Source organism: Roseomonas haemaphysalidis (assembly GCF_017355405.1).
Classification (GTDB): Bacteria; Pseudomonadota; Alphaproteobacteria; order Acetobacterales; family Acetobacteraceae; genus Pseudoroseomonas; species Pseudoroseomonas haemaphysalidis.
The window spans coordinates 176,658-194,116 of the sequence record NZ_CP061179.1 but is presented as its reverse complement, the minus strand read 5'-3'; the positions used below and the strand labels follow the sequence as shown (position 1 = coordinate 194,116).

The following is a 17,459-nucleotide window of genomic DNA, read 5'->3' as shown; positions in this document are numbered from 1 at the left end:
TCCTGGATGACGCCTACGGGGGCGGGCCGGTCTCGCGCCGGCCCTTGTCTCCCCGCTTCTCCCTCGCGGCGGCCGGTCAGGCGGCGCCGCGCAGCTCTGCCATGCTTGCCTGGCGCAGGGTGTTGCGGATGGTGCCGATGCCCCCGATCGCGCATTCCACCACGTCGCCGTGACGCAGGAAGCGCGGTGGCTTGAAGCCGATGCCCACCCCTTCCGGCGTGCCGGTCGCGATCACATCGCCCGGCAGCAGCGCCATGCTGAGCGAGATGGTCTCGATCAGCGTCGGGATGTCGAAGATCAGGTCGGCGGTCACCGCGTCCTGCCGCTTCTCACCGTTGACGCTGCAGGTGACGCGCATGGCACTGGCCGACAGCTCATCGGCCGTGACGATCCAGGGCCCCATGGGGCAGAAGCCGTCGATGCCCTTGCCCAGCAGCCACTGCTTGTGCTTGCCCTGCAGGTCCCGCGCCGTGACATCGTTGACCACGGTGTAGCCGAAGACATGCTCCATGGCCTGGGCTTTCGGGATGCAGCGCCCGCCGCGGCCGATCACCACCGCCAGCTCCGCCTCGTAATCCACCTCGGCATCCAGGCCTGCTACCAGGGGGATGTCGTCCCAGGGGCCGGAAATGGAGGTGGACGGCTTGGTGAAGATGATCGGCGCCTTCGGGATGGCGTCGGCGGCGCTGGTGGAGGAGGAGTCGTAGCCGCTGCCGGCGAATTCCTTTGCGTGCGCGAAGTAGTTCTTGCCGACACAAAAGATGTTGCGCGGCGGGTTCGGCAGGGGTGCCAGCAGGTCCGCCGGCTCCAGTGGCGTGCCCTCGCCCGCCGGCTCGGCCAGCGTGGCACCGGCGCTCAGTGCGGCGATCAGCCCGGCCATATCCGGCGGCAAGCCGGAACCAAGCTCGGCGACTGGCCAGAAACGCGTTCCCGACTGGTCGACACGCGCAAGGCAGGGTGAGCCGGACCGCCGCACCATCGCAAGCTTCATCACATTATCCCTATACCAATTTGGCTTTATTTTGAGCCAATGCTGTCGTATGGTTCGCTTATTGGTTTATCGCGTCAAGGACATTCGGTGTCACAGCAGATCACGGAACGCAGGGGGGCGCTGGCGCTGCGTGACCTCCTGACCGAGGAATTGCGCAACGACCGCTGGCCGGTCGGCAGCCGGCTGCCAACGGAGCGTGAGCTCGGCGCCCGCTACGGCGTTGCCCGCAACACCGTGCGGCGGGCGCTGGACGCGCTTGAGGCGGAAGGCATGATCATTCGCCATGTCGGGCGCGGCACCTTCCGCAGCGCCCCGGCCGGCGGCGCGCCGGCGGTGGAGGAGGCGCTCAGCCCCGCCGACGTGGTGGAGTGCCGGCTGATGCTGGAGCCGGAGATGATCGCTCTCGCCGTGGCCCGTGCCACCCAGGCCGACATCGCGCGCATGGTGGACTGCCTGCGCGGCACCGACGTTGCCGGCAACCTTGCGGAATTCGAGCAATGGGATGCCGCGTTGCACGACGCCTTCGCGCTCGCCACCCACAACGGTGCCGTGATCGCCATGTCACGCTCGCTGGCCCGGGTCCGGGAGCGGACCGATTGGGGGCAGCTCAAGGCCCGCGGCAACACGGCGGAGCGCCGGGCCGCCTTGCAGGAGCACCACCACGCCATGGTGGATGCGGTCCGGCAGCGCGACAAGGCCGAAGCGCGGCGCGCGATGCGCACGCATATCTTGTTCGTCCAGGGCTACATGTTCGGCGACGACGCGTAAGCACACGCGCCCCGGCACCGCTGCTGGCGGCCGGGCGGCGTGACGGCGAAGTGCCGCGTATGCCGCCGTTGCAAAACGGGGCACAGCGGCACCGCCGTCCGGGCTACCCCTGCCATGATCGCTGGCACCCCACGCCGCCATGGCGCAAACAGCGCCCATGCCCCGCAGAACCGACGACATCCATCCGCAGGCCGCCATCGCACCGGGCTACCTCGCCAACCACGCGGCCCGTGTGTTCAACCGCCGCGTGGACGCGGCCCTGCGGCCCTCCGGCCTGACGCTCGCGCTGATCGGGCCGGTCCTGCTGCTGTCCTGGAAGGGGCCGATGCTGCAGCGCGACCTCGTGCGGGCATCGGCGGTGAAGCAGCCCGCCATGGTGGCCCTGCTGGACAAGCTGGAGGCCATGGCGCTGATCACGCGCACGCCCTCGGCCACGGACCGGCGGGCGGCGCTGGTGCGGCTGACCGAGCAGGGGCAGGACGCCGCCCGGATCGGTGGCCAGGCACTGATCGCGGCCAACGAGCACGGCCTGCGCGGCTTTTCCGTCGAGGATGCCGCCCGGCTGGTCGCCCTGCTGCAACGGCTGATCGACAATTTCCAGCAGGACGATGTAACATTACATCATGCATGATGTTTCCTGCGGGAAGGAGGGCCGCCATGTCCCGTCGTGTTCTGATCTCCGGTGCCAGCGTCGCCGGCAACACCGCCGCCTGGTGGCTGGGCCGACTGGGGTGGGACGTGACGGTGGTGGAACGCGCACCCGCCTTCCGTGACGGCGGCCAGAATGTCGACGTGCGGGGCGTCGGGCGCGAGGTGCTGCGCCGCATGGGCCTGGAACAGGCGGCGCTGGACCAGGGCACCGGTGAACAGGGGACGGCCTGGGTGGAGGCCGACGGCAAGGTGGTGGCGGAATTTATCACGGCGGAGATGGGCGGCGATGGCCCAACCGCGGAGATGGAGATCCTGCGCGGCGACCTGGCGCGCCTGCTGTATGACGGCGCGCGCCCGCATGCGCGGTTCCGCTTCGGGGACACCATCGCGCGGATCGACGATGGCGCCGGCGGTGCCGTCGTCGCCTTCAGCGGCGGCGCGACGGAACGCTTCGATCTGGTGATCGTCGCGGAAGGCGTGGGGTCGCGCACGCGGGAGATGGTGTTTCCCGGTGGCAATGACCCGCGCTGGATGGACCTGACGATCGCCTACTTCACGATCCCACGCACCGCGGATGATGACCGGATGTGGCGCTGGTACAATGCGACCCAGGGCCGCAGTGTCTCGCTGCGGCCTGACGCGCACGGCACAACGCGCGCGAACCTGTCCATCCAGCAGCGGCCGAACGGCGCCCATGAGTGGGACACGGACCGCCAGAAGGCGTATCTCCACCAGCGCTTCGCCGATGCCGGCTGGCAGGCGGAGCGCGTCCTGGCCGGCATGGACGGCACCGCCGATTTTTATTTCGACGTGCTGCGGCAGGTCCGGATGAAGCGCTGGTCCAAGGGCCGTGTGGTGCTGACCGGCGATGCCGCCTGGTGCGCCACGCCGCTCGCCGGCATCGGCACCACGCTGGCGGTCACCGGTGCTTACGTGCTGGCTGCTGAATTGCAGCGGGCCGACGATCTGACCCTCGCCCTGGACGCTTATGAGGCCGCCATGCGGCCCATGGTGGAAAAGGGCCAGGGCATTCCCAAGATCGCGCCGCGCATGATGAACCCGCATAGCTGCTTCGGCATCCGCCTGCTGCACCGGGCGTTGCGCTTCGCGAGCCGGCCATCGGTCCGCCAGACCGCCGGCAAGCTCTTCGCGGGCGGGCCGAAGGGGCCGGACCTGTCCAACTATCCCGACCGGCCGGTCCCGGCGGGCTGAGCGGTGCCGCCGGAGCAGGCCAGGGGTACCAACTCTGCGGAGCGCCATACGCCCCGCAAAGTCACAGCGGTCGCGTTGTGCAAAGGCGCTCTGCGTTATGCGGAGCCAACGGCGATGTCTTGAAGGCAATCGCCAAGGGCAGCCGTATCATCAGGCAGCCACGGGAGCTTCAGCGCCAGGTGATCAGAAAGCACCAGATCAGCAACCCGGCCGTCACCGACCCGACGAACACGAAGATAGCGATCAGCACGAGCACCCAGTCCTCGCCAGCCGTGCGGTCGTCCCGCGGCGGGGATCCAGCTACCATTCCCTCCTCATGCGATGCGCCCAGTATGGCCGGCCTGACGTCCAAGCCAAGATCAGCGGAAGTGCGGGGAGCACCGCGGCGAAGGTCTGCTGGACTCGAATTATCAACCTCAGGTTGGGCAACATCGCCTCGGACCGACGTCGCTGCCCAAGCCTCATGGCCTGTCATGCGCATGGCCCACTATCCCACCCCACCCGCGAAGCCGATGCGCGGACCAGCATGTTCAAGTGGCATGCCTGTGGGGCAGCACGACGTTGACCACCAAATTGTTGCGGGATGCGGGGCATTGCTGATGCAGCGCCTGAGCGTTGCCGGGGTTGCACCGCAATGCCGACTTACTACCGCTATGATGCTCCCGATCCTCTTCCCATTCATTCTTCGTTGCTGACAGCTACGGCGAATCCGAAGGCATCCACCAACCATCATCGGAATGCCTGCTTCTGCCCGGCCATCCTGCGTGGCCCCGCCTCCGAAAGAAAGCCCGCTTCAAGCTGCTTCAGCGTCGTGGCGCCATCGGCGCAGGTGGTCCACGAGCGCGCGCAGCTTGGGGGCCAGGTGCCTGCGGCTGGGGAAGTACAGGTAAAATCCTGGAAAGCTCGGGCTGTACTCCTGCAGCACGGGCACCAGTTCGCCGCGGTCGATGAAGGGGCGGAAGGTCGCCTCCATTCCGAAGGTCAGCCCCGCGCCCGCGCAAGCCAGGCGGATCATCAGCCACATGTCATTGGTGGTGGCTTCCGGCTCCACGGCAACGGCGAATTCATGCCCTTCGGTGCCAAATTCCCATCGGTATGGCGGCAGGCCGGGATCAGCCCTCCAGCCGATGCAGCGGTGCCCGGACAATTCGTGCGGATGCCCTGGCACGCCGTGACGCGCGAGGTAGGACGGCGATGCCACCACCAGCTGCCGCTGGCTTTCCGACACCGGCACCACGACCATGTCCTGCGCGATCACCTCGCCCAGCCGCACGCCCGCGTCATACCCTTCGGCGACAATATCGAATTCCACGTCCGTGACCACGACATCAAGCCGGATGTCAGGATGAGCTTCCAGAAAGGACGCCAGCAGCGGGCCCGACAGAAAATCCTCCGCGATGGAAGAAACGGCGAGCCGCAACAGGCCGCTTGGCCGCGCGCGCCGGTCTCCGGCCACCCGCACCGCTGCGTCCACCTCCCCCAAAGCGGGGGAAACGGCGTCGTAGAGCCGCTTTCCGGCTTCGGTGAGGCTGACGCTTCGCGTCGTGCGCAACAACAACGCCACGCCGATCCTGTTTTCCAGCTTGCGAACCGCTTGGCTGACCGCTGAGCGGGTGACCCCGAGCCGGTCGGCCGCGACGCGGAAGCTGCGGGCTTCAGCCACGGCGACGAAGACAGTCACGGTCTGCAGGTCATGAAGCATTGGTTACTATGGCTTACCAGTGTGAGTAACGGAAGGAAGATTATCGCGACAATGCTGGACGTCTAGGTCCTGGACCACGGCGCGGCGCTTTTGCCGCCCATCGGAACGGAAACGGACATGGACAAGGTCGTGCTGATCACGGGTGCCTCCAGTGGCATCGGCGCGGGCATTGCCCGCGAAATGGCGAAGACGGGGGCCAAGCTAGTCCTTGGCGCGCGGCGCCTGGACCGGCTGGACGCCCTGGCGCGGGAACTCACGGCAGCGGGCGGAACCGTGCTGACCCGGCGGCTCGACGTCACGGACCGGGCCAGCATGCAGGCCTTCGCCGATGCGGCGCGGGCCGCCTGGGGGCGCGTGGACGTCATCGTGAACAATGCCGGCATCATGCCGCTGTCACTGATGGCTTCCATGAAGGTGGAGGAATGGGACCGGATGGTGGACGTCAACATCAAGGGCGTCCTGTACGGCATCGCCGCCGTGCTGCCCGAGATGACGGCGCGTGGCTCGGGGCATGTGATCAACATCGCCTCGATCGGCGCCCTGGCGGTTTCGCCGACCGCGGCCGTGTACTGCGCGACGAAGCATGCCGTGCGGGCGGTGTCGGACGGGCTGCGGCAGGAAAACACGGCGCTGCGCGTGACCTGCATCCATCCGGGCGTGGTGGAAAGCGAGCTGGCGTCGACGATCACCGATCCCGTGGCGGCCGAGGCGATGGCGACCTACCGCGCCATCGCCCTGAAGCCGGACGCCATCGGCCGCGCGGTGCGCTTCGCGGTGGAGCAGCCGGAGGACGTGGACGTGAACGAGATCGTCGTCCGCCCCACCGCCTCGCGCCATTGAGCGGAGGGCACCGGGCATGGCGGCCGAGGCGGCCAGTGCCTCGGGGGATGCCCCGGGGAGAAGGCTGCCTTCAGCGCCTAGTGGCGGGGGGCCGCTCCACCTCCGGCGCCGGCACCGCGCTGCCCGGCGGCAGGAGCTGGCGGGACAGGTCATTGAGGTCCTTCAGCTCGCGGTCCTGCTCCTGCCCCGGAACGCCGACGCCCTGCTGACGGAGGCGGTCGGCCGTTGCGTCGCGGGATGGCTGCTGCTGGCGGCCGTTGCGGATCGGGCCGTTGTCGGCCGCCGGCGGGGTCTGCTGCGCCAGGGCCGGCGAGGCCAGGACGAGGCTGAGCGGAAGGGCCCGGAGGAAGCTGGTGAATGTCGGCAAGGGTGCTCTCCTGCGGTCAGGGCGGGGCCGGCGACAATGCCGGCCTTTGCCGGACAACGCGCCAGCACCGCCCGGGGTGGCGGCAGGCGCCTGCCCTTAGCGCACGGAATGCGCGCTGGTGGCTACCGTGCGCTGGTCCTGCCGGGCCCCGTAGGCCACGCCGCGCCGCGTCGCCCAGAAGTTGACGAGCTGGTAGAGCTGGATCGCCGCCACGTCGTCGGCCACGGCCTTCTGGCCCTGGACCAGCAGCGCCTCCCGCGCCGCGTCATCCATGGTCGATTGCGCCCGCGCGATCAGCGCGTCCAGCGCCGGGTTGGAATAGCCACCCCAATTGGCGGGCCCCGCGCCGGTCTGGCTGTCCATGGTGGTGAAGATGTTGTTCAGCACATAGCCGGCTTCGCCCGTGCTGATGCCCCAGCTGAAGAACGGCATCAGGTATTCGTGCTTGGCGCCGCGCCCGAGGTACACCGCCGCCGGCACGGCATTGACCTCCGTCCGCACGCCCATGCGGGTCCACATCTGCGCGATGGCCTGCGCGACGGTGCGGAAGTCCGGGCGGTCGGCAAAGGCGCTCAGCGTCAGGCGGAAGCCGGCGGGGAACCCCGCCTCGGCCAGCAGCGCCTTGGCGCGGGCCTGGTCGAAGGGCGGGGTCTGGATGTCCGGCGTGAAGGAATAGGCGCCCGGCCACATGAACTGCCCGGCGGCCTGCGCGGTGCCTTCCAGCACCCGCTCGGCCAGTCCCTTGCGGTCGATACCGAGCGACAGGGCCTGCCGCACCCGCAGGTCCCGCAACGGGTTTTGCGCCAGCGGCTTGCCGTCGTTGTCGGTGGCCTCCGGGGAACCGCCCTCGGCGATGACGTTGGGCAGCAGCATGATGGAGCGGTTGCCGGGCGTGGACACCACGCGGAACCGCTCGTCCTGGCGCAGGCGCGGCAGGTCGTTGCGGCTGGGCGCGTCGATCAGGTCCACGTCGCCGGCCAGCAGCGCGGCGCTGCGCGCGCCCTCGTTGGCGATGAAGCGCATCTCCACCCGGTCCCATTCGGGCTTCTCGCCCCAGAAGGCTGGATTGCGCTCCAGCACCGCACGGTCGTTGCGGGCAAAGGACACGAGGCGGAACGGGCCGGTGCCGGTGGAGACGGCCGCGTTGTCGAACTCGCCGCTATCCTTGCCCTCGGCCGCGTGCTTCGCGACGATGGACAGCGCGCTCATGTTGACCGGCAGGATCGGGGAGGGCTGCTTGGTGACGATGCGCACCGTGCGCGGCCCCGCCACCTCGACGCTGGCGATGTCACGGGTAAACGGCGCGTAGCCCAGCGGGCTGTTCGGGATGTTGGCCGAACGCGTCAACGAGAATACCACGTCCTCCGGCGTCAGCGGCTTGCCGTCCGACCAGGTGACGCCCTCGCGCAGCGTGAACTCCCACACCGTGTCGTTCACGAGCTTCCATTCGGCGGCGAGGCCGGGCGCGAGCGACATGTCGCCCTTCTGCTCCACCAGGCGGCTGAACAGGTGCAGGGACAGGTTGCGGTCGCCGATGCCGTTGTAGAAGTGCGGATCGACGGACAGCGGAAAGGCGCTGACGCCCATCCGCAGGTCGGCGGCCCGCGCGGCCGTCGCCGCCGTGCCCAACAGCACCGCCGCGGCGGCGATGCGCCAGTTCCGTCCCATCATCCTGCTTCTCCCCTTGCGGCGGCGATCGCGCGCGATGCCATGCTCCGGCGCGGACCGTCGTGGTCCGGCTGGCACGGCCGCCACCTTGCACCGGGGCCGGTGCCTATCGCAAATCGGCGGCAGGGGCCTTGCACCGTGGCTGGACCTGGGCGTTACAGCGGCGGCTGCATGGGCGCCGAGCGGCCGCCATGGTCGGCCGACCAGCCGGCCGGGTCGCGGAGAAACCGCTCGATGACCTGCCTGTCGGCCGGCGGCAGCAGGGGGTCGTCCGCCGGCAGCCGCAGCACGTCGTCCCAGCTCGCCAGCGCGTGCAGCGACAGGTCCAGCCGGAGCAGGCGCTCGTGCCAGCCCGGAAAGGCGCGGTTGTGAAACAGCACCAGCGCGTCGGACAGGCGCATGCCGGCAGTCCGCAACCCCTTGGCGAAGGCGACCTTGCTGGCGGCGTCCGTCGCCAGATCGTCGACCAGCAGCACCCGCGCGCCGTCCGGCGCCCCGCCTTCCACCTGTGCGCTGCGGCCGAAGCCGAGCGGGCGCTTGCGCACGTAGAGCAGCGGCAGGCCGAGCCGGTCGGCGATCCAGGATGCCCAGGGGATGCCGGCAGTCTCGCCACCCGCCACGGCATCAAAGGGCGGGGCATCGCCGAAGCGCCGACGGATGAAGTCCAGCGCCAGTTCCGTCGCGCGGGCGCGGGGCCCGGGCATGCCGATCAGCCGCCGGCAATCGACGTAGACCGGGCTGGCCCAGCCGGATGCGAGCACGAAGGAGCGGTCCGCGCTGACCTGGACCGCCCCGGCTTCCAGCAGCAGGCGGGCCATGGCCGCGCCGGCCTCGGTTGCTGGGTCACGCATGGCCGGCACTCCTTCTCCACAGGCGGGGAGGTACCGCCTCCGCCCCGGAACGCAAGGGCATGGTGTGCAGGAGCATGCTCACGCGGCGGCCTCGGCCAGGACGCGCCACAACACCTCGGCACCGGCCATGAAGTCGGCCATCTCCATCGCCTCGCGCGGGTTGTGGGAGCCGTGCTCGTTGCGGACGAACAGCATGGCGCTGGGCACGCCGGCATTGCTGAACACCGCCGAATCATGCCCCGCGCCGCTGGCCATCGGCTCGTCCGGCAGGCCGAGGTCGCGGATCACGCGGCGCAGCCGCTCCACCAGCCCCGGGTCCATCACGGCGGGCGCCGTGTCCAGCCGCCGCTCCATGGAGAAACGCACGCCGCGCTCGGCCTCGATGGCGCGGCATTCCTCCAGGAACAGGTCATAAAAGGCGTCCAGCGTGGCCTGGGATTGGCTGCGCACCTCGAAGGAAAAGCGCAGCAGGCCGGGGATGCGGGCGATGGCGTGCTCCGCCGGGTCGGTGCCCAGCACCCCCGTGGTCACCACCAGGTCGTGGCCCTGGCCCAGCAGCGCCTGCCAGTGGCCATCCAGCCGGTGCAACAGCTCCACCGCGCCAAAGGCGGCGTCCTTGCGCAGCCATCGTGGCACGGCGCCGGAATGGCCGGCCTCGCCATGGCAGGTGACGGCGCGGTGCCGCACGTTGCCGCGAATGCCGGTGACCACCGACACCGGCAGGCCGCGCGCCACCATGACCGGCCCCTGCTCGATATGCAGCTCCAGCCAGCCGGCGAGGGAGGCGGGGTCCAGCAGCGGCTCCCCGCGCGAAATGCGCGCCATGTCGGCGCCGACGCCGGCCATACAGTCGTGCAGGCTTCGCCCGGTTTTGGCGTGCGGCAGGGCGAGGTCGGCCGCCGACAACTGCCCGAACAGGGCGGAGGAGCCCATGTAGGCCCGCCCGAAGGCGGCGCTTTCCTCACCCCGCAAGGCATAAAGGTGGAGGCCCCGCCGGGGTGGGCGGCCGGACGCGGCGATGCGGACCAGCGCCATCAGCCCCGCGATCACCCCGGCGGCGCCATCGAAATTGCCGCCCTGCGGCACGGAATCGAGGTGCGAGCCGCAGGCCAGCACGGGCAGGGACGGGTCAGTGCCGGCCAGCGTCACCACCAGGTTGGCGCCGGCGTCGCGCGCGGCGGGCAACCCGTGGCGTTCCGCCGCCGCCTGAATGATGTCCAGCGCCTGGCTTTCGCCGACGCCGAAGCTGTCACGGGTGATGCCGACGCCGTCGTCGCCCGCCTGGCGCAGCGCGGCGAACAGCTCTTCCGCCAGGGCGCGGCCGGGCGCGTCGGCCTCGGCGAACAGGGCGGCGCTCATGGCGCGGGGGACACCCATGACAGGTCGTCCTCGTCGGCTTCCTCATGGCGCAGGGCGCCGGTCAGGTCGGAAACGCGGGCGATGCCCCGTGCCTCGCAGAAACGGTCCAGGCCTTCGATCACCTCGATCATGGCGCGGCTGTTGACGAAGGTGGCGGTGCCCACCTGCACGGCGGCCGCGCCGGCCAGCATGTATTCGGCCGCGTCCGCCGCCGTGCTGATGCCACCGCAGCCGATCACGGGGGTCCGCACGGCCCGGGCGCATTGATACACCTGGCGCAGGATCATTGGCTTGATGGCGGGGCCGGACAGGCCGCCCATGACGTTGCCCAGGCGCGGCCGGAAGGTTTGCAGGTCGATCGCCATGGCCAGCACGGTGTTGGCGACCACCAGGGCGTCGGCGCCCGACCCTTCGGCCGCGCGGGCCACCTCGGCGATGTCGCCGGTGTTGGGGGTGAGCTTGACCCAGAGCGGCAGCGCGGTCGCCGCCCGCAACTGGCGCACCACCGCTTCCGTGGAGGCGGTGCGCATGGCGAAGGCCTTGCCGTCCTCCTCGATGTTGGGACAGGAGATGTTGGCCTCGATGGCCGCGACCCCGGGCACGCTGATCTCGGCGGCCAGCGAGGCGAAGCCCTCGGCGGTGGGCGCGGAGATGGAGACCACCAGCGGCGGGCTCCATTGCCGCAGCAGCGGCAGGGTCTGCTCCAGCAGGTAGGGAATGCCCTTGGACGGGATGCCGATGGCATTCAGCATGCCGCCCGCCACCTCGGCCACGCGGGGCAGCGGGTTGCCGTCCCGCAGCTCGCGCGTGATGGTCTTGGTGACCAAGGCGCCGATGCGGTCCAGGTCCACCGCCGCGCCCAGACCCTCGGCGAAGGTGCCGGACGCCGGCATCACGGGGTTGGCCAGCCGCAGCCCGCCGACCTCTACGGACATGTCGGTCACGGCAGCGCCTCCAGCATGTCGAACACCGGGCCGTCCCAGCAGACGCGGCGGTGCAGGATCTCGCCGCCCACGTTGAAGTCGCGCACGCAGCAGAAGCACATGCCGAGGCCACAGGCCATCTGCTGCTCCATGGCCACCTGGCCGGGCAGGCCGAACTCGCGCGCCAGCCCCTGCTGCACGCGCAGCAGGCGCGAGGAGCCGCAGGTGAACAGCGCGTCGCACCGCCCTTCGGCGATCAGCCCGCGCAGGATGCGTTCGACATGCGCGGGCCCACTGTTGCCCTCGGCATCCGTGACCGTGACCACGGCGGCGCCATGGGCGCGGAACAGCGCGTCCGACACCACCAGATCCGGACGACGTGCGGACAGCACGGCGGTGACGCCGATCCCGGCCGCTTCCGCCGCGCGGGCTACCGGCCCCAGCGTGGCGAGGCCGGCGCCGCGCCCCACCGCGACGATGTGGCGCCACGCCGGGTCCAGCGTGAAGCCCTGGCCCAGCGGGCCGAGCATGGGCAGCCTATCGCCAGGGGCCAGCGTGGCCAGCCCCCGGGTGCCGGCCCCCGTGACCTTGTACAGGAACTCCACCCGCCCGGCCGCCGGGTCGGCGCCGTACAGGCTCATCGGGCGGCGCAGGAACGGCGCCTCGCCCGGCGGCGCCGGGCACTGGAGCTGAAAGAACTGGCCGGGGGCGGCACCCGCCGCCAGCGCGCCGCAGGCCACCACCAGGTGGCGGTATTCGCCGTTGACCGGGGCGTTGGAGATCACCTCCGCCCGTTCCTCCGCGGCGCGGGGGCGGAAGCCGCCGCAGCCGCCTTCGGCAGGGCCCGCGGCGCCGGTCACGACAGCGCTTCCCCCTTGCGCTCGGGGATCAGCAGCCACATCGCCACCATGTCCAGCAGATACAGCAGGGCCAGCAGGGCGATGGCGGTGTCGAAGCCCCAGGCCACGGCCACCGCGCCCACCACCACCGGACCGAAGCCGCCGACGGCGCGGCCGATGTTGAACAGCACGTTCTGCGCCGTGGCCCGCGCGGCGGTGGGGTAGAGCTCGCTGATCAGCGCGCCGTAGCCGCCCAGCATGCCGTTGACGAAGAAGCCCATCACCGCGCCGGCGACCAGCAGCGCGAAGGGGTCCGTCAGCCGGGAATACAGCACCACCATGACGGCGGCGCCCAGCATCCAGCCGAAGAAGGCCGGCTTGCGCCCGACGCGGTCGGCCACGTGGCCGAAGGCGTAGATGCCCACCGCCATGCCGAGGATGGTGACGGCGGTCCAGGTGGCGGACTGGGTGAGATCGAAGCCGAACCGCGTGGCTAGGTAGTTCGGCAGCCAGATCATCACGCCGTAGTAGCCGAAGTTCTGCACCGAGCAGAGGATCACGAGGCCGATGCTGCAGCGCGTAGTCGCCCTGTCGGCCACCAGGAGGCCGAGCGAGGAGCGGGCCGGGCGCGGCGCGGTGGCCTTGGCCACGAAGACCTCCGGCTCATGCAGCCCCTTGCGGATGAAATAGGCGGCGACGGCCGGGAACAGCCCCACGGCGAACATGCCGCGCCAGCCGATCACCGGCAGCAGCAGCGGCGTCAGCAGGGCAGCGGCCAGCACGCCGAGCTGCCAGCCCAGCCCCACATAGGAGGAGGCGCGGGCACGCTTGGAGGCAGGCCAGGCCTCGGCCACCAGCGCCATGCCGATGCCGAACTCGCCGCCCAGGCCGATGCCGGCGATGGTGCGGTACAGCAGGAGGTCCCAGTAACTCTGCGCCACGGCGCACAGGCCGGTGAACACGGCGAACAGTATGATGGTCCAGGTCAGCACCCGCACCCGGCCCAGCCGGTCCGACAGCATGCCGAAGCCGACGCCGCCGATCACGGCGCCGACCAGCGTGGCGGTGACCAGCGAGGCGCCTTCCGCCTGGCTGAGGCCGAGGTCGGCCGTGATGACGCGCAGCATGAAGCCCAGGATCAGCAGGTCGAAGCCGTCCATGGCATAGCCGAGGGCGGAGCCCCACAGGGCCTTCCACCCCTCGGGCGAGACGGCATCTCCGTCCGCCAGGGCGCCGCCGGGGGGCGGGGCCGTCGAACCATCCGTGGGCCTGGTCATCGTCAGTCTTTCCTTTCCGGGCAGGGGCGAGGCCACCGACAGGGGGCCTTCGCGCTCCTATGGGTGATCCGCCGCGCCGTGGCGAATGCCGCATCCCCGGGAAACCAGGCCATGGCGTGCAGCTTCGCCAGGAAGCCGGCGCTCGAACAAGCGCAAGATTCAGTGCATGCTGATGCCGTTCCGGCATCATTGGGAGACGGCCTTTGAAGCGGCCCCGCCTGCGCATCCATGCGGCCTCGCTGATCTATTTCGATGCCGTGCGCCGTGCCGGCGGCATCCGGGAAGCCGCCCGCCGGCTCAACGTCGCGTCCTCGGCGGTCAACCGGCAGGTGCTGGCGCTGGAAGCCGAGCTGCAGGCGCCGCTGTTCGAGCGGCTGGCCGGCGGGCTGAAGCTGACCCCGGCGGGCGAGGTGGTGGCGCAGCACGTGGTGCATGTGCTGCGCGACGCGGAAGGCGTGCAGTCGCGACTGGATGCCCTGAAGGGGCTGGAAGCCGGCCATGCCGAGCTGGCGACGCTGGAGGGCCTGTGCCACGACATGGTACCCGCCGCCATGGCCGCCATGAGCCGCCGCTTTCCGCGGGTCAGCATCGGGGTGGGTATTCTGGATACCGACGCCATCCCGGCGGCGATCAGCAACGGCGATGCCGATCTCGGCCTGGCCTTCGAGGTCAAACCGCGCGCGGACCTGCGGCGGATCGCCGCCGCGCCGTTCCGGCTCGGCGCCGTGCTGCCGCCGGGGTCGCCGCTCGCCGCGCTGTCGCATGCCGCGCTGGACGAGCTGCGCGGCCAGCCGCTGATCCTGCCCCGCAAGAACTTCGCCAACCGCGAGCAGCTGCACCCCCTGCTGGCCCAGGCAGGGCTGCTGGAGCAGGGGCGCTGCGAGGCCGGGTCGATCGACCTGATGAAGCAGCTGGTCCTGCGCGGGGTCGGCATCGGCCTGATGACGCCCATCGGCCTGGAAAAGGAACTGGCATCCGGGGCCCTGGTGCATGTGCCGCTGCGGCATGGCGGGGGCGACATCCAAAGCCAGCTCGGGCTGTACAGCCGCGCCGAATCGCCCTTGTCGGTTGCCGCCGGCATGTTCGCGGAACACCTCGCCGCCGCGCTGGCCCGGGCGGCCGGGCAGGCGGCCTGACAGGGCGGCGGGGCCATCCCTGCCTGCTCCCGATCCGCACCATTGGCCGACGGCCCGTGGCAGAGGACGGCGCAGCAGGCCGGATCGGGTGCCAATCTGCTCCGTCAGCCCTCCCCAGGGGCGCAGGCCGATCGGCACCGGCAAACGGTTGACGGAGGCCGGGTGGTCCACCCAGGCAGTGAGGCTACGCCGGCGCGATCGGCCCATTGGGCAGCGACCGGCGAGGCCAGCGGCGCACGCATGGCCTACGAGCACTCTTCCCACATGGAGATCTCGCGACAGGATTGCGGAGTGATCGCCCCGGAGGACAACATCGGCGGCCATAAGCGCCGCCCGCTACAGGCGGAAGCGTGCCAGCAGGTCGGGCGGCCCCATCTGGCCGCCTTTCAGCATGATCTCCACGCCATGCAGCGCCGGGTCGTCGCTATGCCCGTGGCACAGCGCGACACCGGGCGCGAGGGTGCCAGCATGGGACAGCCCCCACAGGTCCAGCGCCTGGACCCCGATGCTGGATGTATCGCCCCCCGCGATGCCGAGCCGGCGAACCGGCCGCAGGCGGGTGACGGCGGCCAGCAGCCGCGCGGTCGCCGCCGCCGCCTCGCCTGGCGCCAAGGCGGCGGCGCCGGGCGTTTCGGTCAGCAGCAGGATGTCCTGTCCCGCGTCCAGCCGCCGGCAGGCATCCTGCACCACGGCGTCGCTGGCGCCGGCATCCCCCACGAGGCGTGCCGGGTCGAACGTCAGGCGGTGGTAGCCCGATGCCGCCTCCACCTGCACCCGCGTGACCGGCGACAGGCTGCCCGCCAGCACCAGGACCGGCCCCGGGCTCGGCCCCAGGGCCGCCATGCCCGGCTTGCTGGCACGCCCGGCGCACCAGGCCTGGGCGACGCTGCTGGGCCCGATGGCCAGCAGCGGGCCACGCTCCGCCTGCCGGTGCAGCAAGGCGCCGATCGCGGCCAGGTCCTCTTCCCGGCTGACATCCATCAGGATGGCCGGCGGCGCGGACCGCAGCAGGTGATCCAGCACCTGCGCCAGCGCCGCCCGGTCCTGTTGCAAGGCCGGGTAGGCAAGATGCGCCGCGGCGACCCCCTGTGCCGCGAGATGCAGCCGCAGGTCCGCTTCCCGCATCGGCGTGACGGGGTGGCGGCTCATGGTGGGATGGCGGTCGATGCGATGCACCGCGCCCCCCGTTCCGGCGGCGGCGAACAGGTTGGCGAACAGCAGAAACCGACCCAGGTTCGGCTGGCCGCCGAGGATCGGGCGGAAGTCATGCGGAAAGCAGGGGGACAGTGCGGCCAGGGCGGCGCCCAGGTTGCCGACATCCGGCGCGCTGTCGAAGGTCGAGCAGCACTTGTAGTGCATCAACCGCACGCCGAGCGCCTGGAAGAACGCCCCCACCGGCCGCAATGCCGCCGCCATGGCATCCGGGGCCATGGTGCGGGTGGCACCGGCGATGCCCACCGCGTCCAGCGGCCCGGCGCGTTTCAGCCGAGCCGCATCCGGCAGGCCGAGGAACAGCAGCGCGCGCAGGCCGCGGGCGGCGAGCTCCGCCAGCGTGTCCGTGGCGCCGGTGAAGTCGTCCCCGAACCAGCCGTATTCCGGCGCGCTCATCGGCCACCGAAAAAGCCGAGCGCCTCGCGCAGCGCCGGGTGGCTGGCGGCGGCCTGCTCCAGCGGTTCGCCGCGCGCCGTGGCGTCCCAGGCCTCGCGGATGCTGGCCACACCGGCGGCGGGGCCGGAGGGATGCGCCATGATGCCGCCGCCGGCCATGAACAGCAGGTCCTCGTGCCCGATGGCGGCAAAGGTGGCGGGCGCCGTGCCGGCCCACTGGCCGGACGAAAAGGCGGGCATCACGCGGTCGTCCACCTCACCCGCCAGCGGCGCAACGCAGTCATGGGCCGATTCAACGACCTCGCTGTCCTCCTGCGCGAACTTCCCTTGCAGGCCGTGCACGTGCATGTGGTCCACGCCGGCCAGTCGCCAAAGCACCTGGTAGGCCTGGAAGCCGATGCCGAGCAGCGCATGGCGCGACATCGCGCCATAGCCGTTGCGGTGGCCATGCAGCGCCAAATCGGTGGAGCGGCGCAGCGTCTCGATGGCAGAGAAGCCGCACCAGTTCAGGCTGGCCATGATGCAGGAGCCGCCTTCTCGCGCCACCAGCTCGGCGTGTCGCCGCATGGCGTCCGTCTCGTCGGTGATGTTGAAGGCGACCATCACGTGCTTGCCGGTGCGGTCCTGGTGCCGCCGCACCGCCGCCATCACGGCGGGGATGCGCTGGCGCAGCGGCGCGTGGTCCGGGTCGGCGCTGATCTCGTCATCCTTGATGAAGTCGAGGCCGGCGTCGCACAGCCGGCTCACCAGTTCCGCCGTTTCGGCGGCACTCAGCCCGACATTCGGCTTGATGATGGAGCCGACCAGCACGCCGCGTGGCACGCCCGCCAGCCGCCGCGTGCCGGCCAGCCCCTGCGCCGGCATCGCGAAGCGGCGGCGATAGGCGGGCGGCAGGTCGATGCGCTCCAGCCGCATCCCCGTCACCTCGCCGAGGTCGAACAGGTTGCCGGCGACGATGGAAGCCAGCGTCGGCAGGTTGGCGCCCACATTGGCCACCGGGAAATCCAGAACGATGCGCGCGCGCTGCCACGGGCCCGCCGTGCCGCGCCGTTCCAGCCAGGCATTGGACAGGGACGGCGCGGCCACCGCGTCCAGCCGCTCGACCGACACCACCGTGGCCCGCGCCCGCTCGCGCAGCGCGTCCGTCTCGCCCTCCACGCGGGTGAAGGTGCCGCAGGACTGCTCGCCCGCCATCACCTCCGCCACCTTGGCGGGGTCGAGCGGCGTCTCGATCAGGTAGGTCGCCTGGAAGCGGTCGTCGCGCATCG

The 17,459-nt window shown here is 70.9% G+C and carries 17 protein-coding genes; 5 read left to right on the top strand and 12 right to left on the bottom strand.

Translation table 11 applies throughout. The annotated features are described in order from the left end of the window. Positions 1 to 76: 76 nt before the first annotated feature. Positions 77 to 991, bottom strand: a complete 915-nt coding sequence (locus tag IAI59_RS20540) for a fumarylacetoacetate hydrolase family protein (protein ID WP_207415407.1) — start codon at positions 989 to 991, stop codon at positions 77 to 79. An 87-nt stretch (positions 992 to 1,078) separates the two neighbouring features. Between IAI59_RS20540 and IAI59_RS20535 the strand changes: the two genes are divergently transcribed. The 3 genes from IAI59_RS20535 to IAI59_RS20525 all read left to right on the top strand — a co-directional run bounded on the left by IAI59_RS20535 (position 1,079) and on the right by IAI59_RS20525 (position 3,622). Beyond that, positions 1,079 to 1,759 (top strand): FadR/GntR family transcriptional regulator, encoded by a 681-nt coding sequence (locus tag IAI59_RS20535; protein WP_237181244.1) that lies wholly within the window; start codon positions 1,079 to 1,081, stop codon positions 1,757 to 1,759. Positions 1,760 to 1,916: 157 nt separating this feature from the next. Beyond that, positions 1,917 to 2,390, top strand: a complete 474-nt coding sequence (locus IAI59_RS20530; RefSeq protein ID WP_207415409.1) for a MarR family winged helix-turn-helix transcriptional regulator — start codon at positions 1,917 to 1,919, stop codon at positions 2,388 to 2,390. Positions 2,391 to 2,416: 26 nt separating this feature from the next. Continuing rightward, positions 2,417 to 3,622: an FAD-dependent monooxygenase gene (locus IAI59_RS20525; RefSeq protein WP_207415410.1), complete on the top strand. Its 1,206-nt coding sequence runs from the start codon at positions 2,417 to 2,419 to the stop codon at positions 3,620 to 3,622. Between the two features lie 169 nt (positions 3,623 to 3,791). On the opposite strand, the gene IAI59_RS20520 is transcribed toward IAI59_RS20525, so the two are convergent. Both IAI59_RS20520 and IAI59_RS20515 read right to left on the bottom strand, forming a co-directional pair. Then, positions 3,792 to 3,929 carry a hypothetical protein gene (locus IAI59_RS20520; RefSeq protein ID WP_207415411.1) on the bottom strand — a complete coding sequence of 46 codons (138 nt, stop codon included), beginning with the start codon at positions 3,927 to 3,929 and terminating at the stop codon, positions 3,792 to 3,794. Positions 3,930 to 4,415: 486 nt separating this feature from the next. Continuing rightward, entirely contained in the window at positions 4,416 to 5,324 is a 909-nt protein-coding gene (locus IAI59_RS20515; RefSeq protein ID WP_207415412.1) for a LysR family transcriptional regulator, read from the bottom strand. Between the two features lie 117 nt (positions 5,325 to 5,441). Here IAI59_RS20515 and IAI59_RS20510 point away from each other — a divergent pair, with 117 nt between their 5' ends. Further along, positions 5,442 to 6,164: an SDR family oxidoreductase gene (locus IAI59_RS20510; RefSeq protein ID WP_207415413.1), complete on the top strand. Its 723-nt coding sequence runs from the start codon at positions 5,442 to 5,444 to the stop codon at positions 6,162 to 6,164. Between the two features lie 70 nt (positions 6,165 to 6,234). Here IAI59_RS20510 and IAI59_RS20505 read toward each other — a convergent pair whose 3' ends face one another. The 7 genes from IAI59_RS20505 to IAI59_RS20475 form a co-directional block, all read right to left on the bottom strand. After that, entirely contained in the window at positions 6,235 to 6,531 is a 297-nt protein-coding gene (locus IAI59_RS20505; RefSeq protein WP_207415414.1) for a hypothetical protein, read from the bottom strand. Positions 6,532 to 6,627: 96 nt separating this feature from the next. After that, positions 6,628 to 8,202: an ABC transporter substrate-binding protein gene (locus IAI59_RS20500; protein ID WP_237180380.1), complete on the bottom strand. Its 1,575-nt coding sequence runs from the start codon at positions 8,200 to 8,202 to the stop codon at positions 6,628 to 6,630. A gap of 152 nt (positions 8,203 to 8,354) precedes the next feature. Continuing rightward, positions 8,355 to 9,050 carry an orotate phosphoribosyltransferase gene (locus tag IAI59_RS20495; protein WP_207415415.1) on the bottom strand — a complete coding sequence of 232 codons (696 nt, stop codon included), beginning with the start codon at positions 9,048 to 9,050 and terminating at the stop codon, positions 8,355 to 8,357. Positions 9,051 to 9,128: 78 nt separating this feature from the next. After that, on the bottom strand, positions 9,129 to 10,427 hold the full coding sequence (locus IAI59_RS20490; protein WP_237180381.1) for a Zn-dependent hydrolase: 1,299 nt from the start codon (positions 10,425 to 10,427) through the stop codon (positions 9,129 to 9,131). Continuing rightward, complete coding sequence (locus tag IAI59_RS20485; RefSeq protein WP_207415416.1) at positions 10,406 to 11,353, bottom strand: dihydroorotate dehydrogenase; 948 nt, start codon at positions 11,351 to 11,353, stop codon at positions 10,406 to 10,408. Before IAI59_RS20485 ends, IAI59_RS20490 begins: the two co-directional genes overlap by 22 nt. Then, complete coding sequence (locus IAI59_RS20480) at positions 11,350 to 12,192, bottom strand: dihydroorotate dehydrogenase electron transfer subunit (RefSeq protein ID WP_207415417.1); 843 nt, start codon at positions 12,190 to 12,192, stop codon at positions 11,350 to 11,352. Before IAI59_RS20480 ends, IAI59_RS20485 begins: the two co-directional genes overlap by 4 nt. Then, the gene (locus tag IAI59_RS20475; RefSeq protein ID WP_237180382.1) at positions 12,189 to 13,448 is read right to left on the bottom strand and encodes an MFS transporter; all 1,260 of its coding nucleotides are present in this window, start codon (positions 13,446 to 13,448) and stop codon (positions 12,189 to 12,191) included. Before IAI59_RS20475 ends, IAI59_RS20480 begins: the two co-directional genes overlap by 4 nt. Before the next feature lie 203 nt (positions 13,449 to 13,651). Here IAI59_RS20475 and IAI59_RS20470 point away from each other — a divergent pair, with 203 nt between their 5' ends. After that, on the top strand, positions 13,652 to 14,584 hold the full coding sequence (locus IAI59_RS20470; RefSeq protein ID WP_207415418.1) for a LysR family transcriptional regulator: 933 nt from the start codon (positions 13,652 to 13,654) through the stop codon (positions 14,582 to 14,584). Between the two features lie 336 nt (positions 14,585 to 14,920). On the opposite strand, the gene IAI59_RS20465 is transcribed toward IAI59_RS20470, so the two are convergent. After that, positions 14,921 to 16,192: a four-carbon acid sugar kinase family protein gene (locus IAI59_RS20465; RefSeq protein ID WP_207415419.1), complete on the bottom strand. Its 1,272-nt coding sequence runs from the start codon at positions 16,190 to 16,192 to the stop codon at positions 14,921 to 14,923. Continuing rightward, on the bottom strand, positions 16,189 to 17,457 hold the full coding sequence (locus IAI59_RS20460) for a ribulose-bisphosphate carboxylase large subunit family protein (protein ID WP_207415420.1): 1,269 nt from the start codon (positions 17,455 to 17,457) through the stop codon (positions 16,189 to 16,191). The genes IAI59_RS20465 and IAI59_RS20460 overlap by 4 nt, the downstream gene beginning before the upstream one ends. Positions 17,458 to 17,459 lie beyond the last annotated feature (2 nt).

What these genes read in the sequence shown, in the direction of transcription:
- IAI59_RS20460 (WP_207415420.1), bottom strand. Translation starts at nt 17,457, where the DNA reads ATGCGCGACGACCGCTTCCAGGCGACCTACCTGATCGAGACGCCGCTC.
- IAI59_RS20465 (WP_207415419.1), bottom strand. Translation starts at nt 16,192, where the DNA reads ATGAGCGCGCCGGAATACGGCTGGTTCGGGGACGACTTCACCGGCGCC.
- IAI59_RS20520 (WP_207415411.1), bottom strand. Translation starts at nt 3,929, where the DNA reads ATGGTAGCTGGATCCCCGCCGCGGGACGACCGCACGGCTGGCGAGGAC.
- IAI59_RS20490 (WP_237180381.1), bottom strand. Translation starts at nt 10,427, where the DNA reads ATGGGTGTCCCCCGCGCCATGAGCGCCGCCCTGTTCGCCGAGGCCGAC.
- IAI59_RS20525 (WP_207415410.1), top strand. Translation starts at nt 2,417, where the DNA reads ATGTCCCGTCGTGTTCTGATCTCCGGTGCCAGCGTCGCCGGCAACACC.
- IAI59_RS20475 (WP_237180382.1), bottom strand. Translation starts at nt 13,448, where the DNA reads ATGACCAGGCCCACGGATGGTTCGACGGCCCCGCCCCCCGGCGGCGCC.
- IAI59_RS20510 (WP_207415413.1), top strand. Translation starts at nt 5,442, where the DNA reads ATGGACAAGGTCGTGCTGATCACGGGTGCCTCCAGTGGCATCGGCGCG.
- IAI59_RS20515 (WP_207415412.1), bottom strand. Translation starts at nt 5,324, where the DNA reads ATGCTTCATGACCTGCAGACCGTGACTGTCTTCGTCGCCGTGGCTGAA.
- IAI59_RS20540 (WP_207415407.1), bottom strand. Translation starts at nt 991, where the DNA reads ATGAAGCTTGCGATGGTGCGGCGGTCCGGCTCACCCTGCCTTGCGCGT.
- IAI59_RS20495 (WP_207415415.1), bottom strand. Translation starts at nt 9,050, where the DNA reads ATGCGTGACCCAGCAACCGAGGCCGGCGCGGCCATGGCCCGCCTGCTG.
- IAI59_RS20500 (WP_237180380.1), bottom strand. Translation starts at nt 8,202, where the DNA reads ATGATGGGACGGAACTGGCGCATCGCCGCCGCGGCGGTGCTGTTGGGC.
- IAI59_RS20530 (WP_207415409.1), top strand. Translation starts at nt 1,917, where the DNA reads ATGCCCCGCAGAACCGACGACATCCATCCGCAGGCCGCCATCGCACCG.